This window comes from Variovorax sp. 20P10.2.4, assembly GCF_058244205.1.
In genome coordinates this window covers 1-3,764 of sequence record NZ_JBZAYE010000677.1, presented here as the reverse complement: position 1 = coordinate 3,764, position 3,764 = coordinate 1, and the positions used below count along the sequence as shown (strand labels likewise).

Sequence of the window (3,764 nt, the reverse complement as noted above, 5' to 3'; positions counted from 1 at the left end):
CGGCGGCTGTCGGGGTCGTTGTACTCGCGCCCGCCCTGGCGCAGTTCCTCGTAGAACACCTCGCGTACCAGCACGCCCTGCTGCTCCGCAGGCAGCGCGAGGAAGGTGGCGAGCGCGCCCTCGGCACCGCCCGCGTAGCCGAAGCGCTCGCGCAGCCAGGCCAGCAGCCGGTCCTCGTAGGTCTTCGCGACCTTGCCGGGCTGGTCGGCCAGCGGCGAGCCCGCGTCGGCCAGGTTGGCGCGGTCCAGGTAGCGCGCGGCGAAGCCGGCGTAGTCGGGCCCGTGCGCGCCCGTGCCGGCCGACAGCACGATCGAGGCACCGGGCCGTGTGTCGCCCTCGACGATCGGCCCGATGCTGCGCAGCGCGAAGGTCGCGTAGGCATTCGCCGCCGCCAGGCCCTGCTGGATGTTGCGGCCCGCCGTGACCTCGAGCAGGCCGGGGCCGGCCAGGTCGAAGGTGCTGTTGAGGATGTCGCGCCCGGCCTGCAGCACCGAGACGTCGGTCGGCGCGTTGTGCGAGACGAAGCCGCTGGCGAGGATGTCGCGCCCGGCGCGCAGTTGCAGCGGCTGGGCGGCGATGTAGTAGTGCTCGATGTCGCTGCCCCCTACGGTCAGGGCACGCTTGAGGCCGCTGACGGCCATGATGTCGCCGCGCAGCGCGTACAGCCGGATCGGCTCGCCGCCCGCGGCATGCAGCGCCGTCGCGCGGTCCACGCCATGGGCGAACAGCACGCTGCCCTCGAGCAGCGGTTCGTAGATGTCGCCCTCGGGCGAGGGCCGGTCGATCGCCGCGTAGTAGTTGCTGGCCAGGCGCGAGCCGAAGGCGCTGAGCAGCCACAGCGGCGCCTGCGGCGTGGCCATCGATTCGAGCGCGGCGCTCGACATCGCCGAGGTACCGAAGATGTTGTCGCGCGCGAACAGCTCGAGCCGCCCCTGGCGCGAGGGCGCGAGATTGACCAGGGTGGTGATCGAGCCGTTCGCGGCGATGGCCGAGAAGCGGCCCGGGTCGTAGCGCAGCGCGCTGCTGTCCAGGCTCAGCACCGGCCGCTGCAGGATGTCGCCGCCAGCCGAGAACAGTTCGAGGCCGCTGCGCTCGGTCCACAGCGAGAACGAGCTGACGGCCGAACCGTCCTGCCCCTGCGAGGAGGCCTGCGTCTCGCCGCCGCGCAGCGTCACCCGGCCCGCGTCGCGCGCGGTGATCACGGACAGGTCGCCGCGCGTCTCGAGCGTCATCGTGCCATCGCCCGCCAGCAGGTTGATGCCGCCGAAGCCCGAGCGGTCGCGCGGCGCGCGCACGTCGACCGCGCGCGGATCGCCGTCGGCCTTCAGGCCATAGCCCGCCTCGAGCGACATGCCGATGGTGCCGGCGCGCACCCGGCTGTCGCCGCGCAGGTTCACGACCTGGCCGGTGGTGACCGGCATGTTGCCCGTGTCGACGCCGGTGTTGAGGCGGCCGCCGACCTCCAGGCTCAGGCGCCCGCCGCCCGAGACCGCGAGCGCACCGTCGGCGCCCACTCGGCCGGTGGAGGCGACGAACAGGTCGAGCGAGGAGGTGGTGGCCGTGAGGTCGTCGAGGCCGAGGTTGGAAGTCGACCCGGCGTCACCGCCCGCGCGCACCGTGAGATGGCCGCCGCCCAGCGTGCCGATGCCGCTGAAACCCGCGAGCTCGACGCCGCCGGACAGCGCCGACAGCACGTACTGGCCGAAGTTGATGCCCCAGGCCGTGCGCTGCCCGAGCTCGCTGCCACCCTGGCGCCAGAGCCAGCGGCCGATGTCGTTGCTGAACTTGAGGTTGCCGCTGTCGCTGACGGCGAAGCCGCGCATCTCGCCCTGGGCCGCGAGCAGCAGGTCGCCGCCGCCCTCGGTAAAGAACATGCGGCGCGCATGGAGCGTGGCCTCGTAGTCGGGGTAGCCGGCGAGCACCGAGCCGTCCCAGCCCGCCGCGCGCGGCAGGTCCCAGGCTTCGCTGCCCGCGATCTGCGTGCCGGCGGTGTAGACGCCGAACGGTGTCTTCTGCCGATGGTCGCGCCCGGCCAGCAACTCGAGGTAGCCGGTGCCGGTGCGCAGCACCGACAGCCCGGCCTCGGGCGAGAACTGGACTGCGGTCTGGTGCGGGTCGTCGAGCAGCAGGTCGCCGCTGTCGCGCAGCTGCGATGCGGCCGCGAGCGTGCGCGTGTCGGCCGCGCTCAGGTCGGCGCCGCCCACGAGGCGCATCGACCACGATCGCATGCCCGGCGCCAGCATGTCGGCCACGGCCATCACGCGGCCCCGGCCGTCGGGCCGCTCGGTCCAGCCGAAGTCGTCGGGCGTGTCGGGTGGCGGCGCGAAGCCATCGGAGATGCTGCCGTTGACGACGAGGTTGCCGCCCGCGCGCAGCACCAGCACGCCCGGTTCGCCCGAACCGCGCCGCGTGCTGTCGACGCCGGGGCCGTAGCGGTAACCCGAGAGATCGATCTCGCCGCGCACCCGCAGATCGCCCGCGCCGAGGATCTCCACGCCGGGCCGCAGATGGAAGGCGTTGCCCTGCGCGCGCAACCCGGCCAGCCGCGCCTGGGTGGCGCTGCTGGCGTTGGCCGCGTCGATGAAAGCGGTGCTGGCGGCATGCAGGCGGTCGAGCCGGTCCTGGTCGACCACGCCGTCGGCGGGCGTGTCGCGCGCGAAGGCATTGACCGCGATGCTCTCGGCGCCACGCACCGACAAGCCCGCGGCGGCATCGACCGCCACGCCGTCGGCGCCGAGGCGCCGTGCGTTGATCTCGAGCCGGCCGCGCGCCACGGCGTCGGCCGCGCGCAGATCGATCGTCGCGCCCGTGTCCAGCCGCACCGTGCCGGCTGCGGAGCCTAGCTCCACCTGCGCGCGGTTCGAGGCCTCGATGGCCTGGCCGCGCCCGTCGAGCGCGAGCTGCGTGCCCCGCGCGTCGAGCACCGCGCCCGCCGCCAGTACGAGGTCGTCGCGCGCGGCGAGGCGGATCGTGCCCACGTCCTCGCCGCTGGCATCGATGCGGCCGTTGACCGTGAGCCGCCCGCCGTCGGCCGAGACTTCGATGCGGTGAGCGCGCAGTTCGTCGCCGATCGTGAGGTCGCCGGTCTTGACCACGAAGCCGCGGCCGCCGAAGAGCCCGCCCTCGTTGAGCCGCCCATTGAGCCCGGCGAAGTCGTCGAGCGCGCGCGCGCGGATGTCGATGCTGCCGGACTCGCGCGCCCGCGGCGAAGCGCCGAGGATGCGACCCGCGAGCGTGACGCGGCCATCGGTGCCGGTGGCGGTGACACGGACCGAGCCGGCCGGCTTGCCGGCGGCCGATACGTCGATGCGCGAACCCGCGGACTGCGCGACGGCGCCTTCGGTCGACTCGATCAGCAGGTCGCCGCCACTGCTGAAGCGCGTGACGTCGAAGAAAGCGAGGGCGCGGCCCGCGAGGTCGATGGCCGCGCCGTCGCCGAGCGCGATGTCGCCGTCGGCGCGCACCGAGAGCCGGCCGCTGGGCAGCGCCAGCGCGGTGTCGAGCCGCACCGAGCGCGCCTCGAGCGCCAGGCTGGCGCCGAGCGTGTCGAGCGCCGCGGTGTCGACACGGGCACCGGCATCGGGCGCAATCGCTTCCAGCCGTCCGCCGGCCACGTACTTCATGCTGGAGCCGGCCTCGCCGGTCCACAGCGGCGTGACGATGCGCAGGTCGCCACCCGTGCGGCTGCCGTCGGCCGCCTGGGTGCCGCCCACGGTGAGGCTGCCGGCGTTGTTCGCGCTCACGCGGTCCGCGGCATGGATCTC

The 3,764-nt window shown here is 74.1% G+C and carries 1 pseudogene; it reads right to left on the bottom strand.

The annotated features are described in order from the left end of the window. Nucleotides 1-3,764, bottom strand: a pseudogene (locus AC27VN_RS35505) (hypothetical protein); the annotation flags it as partial.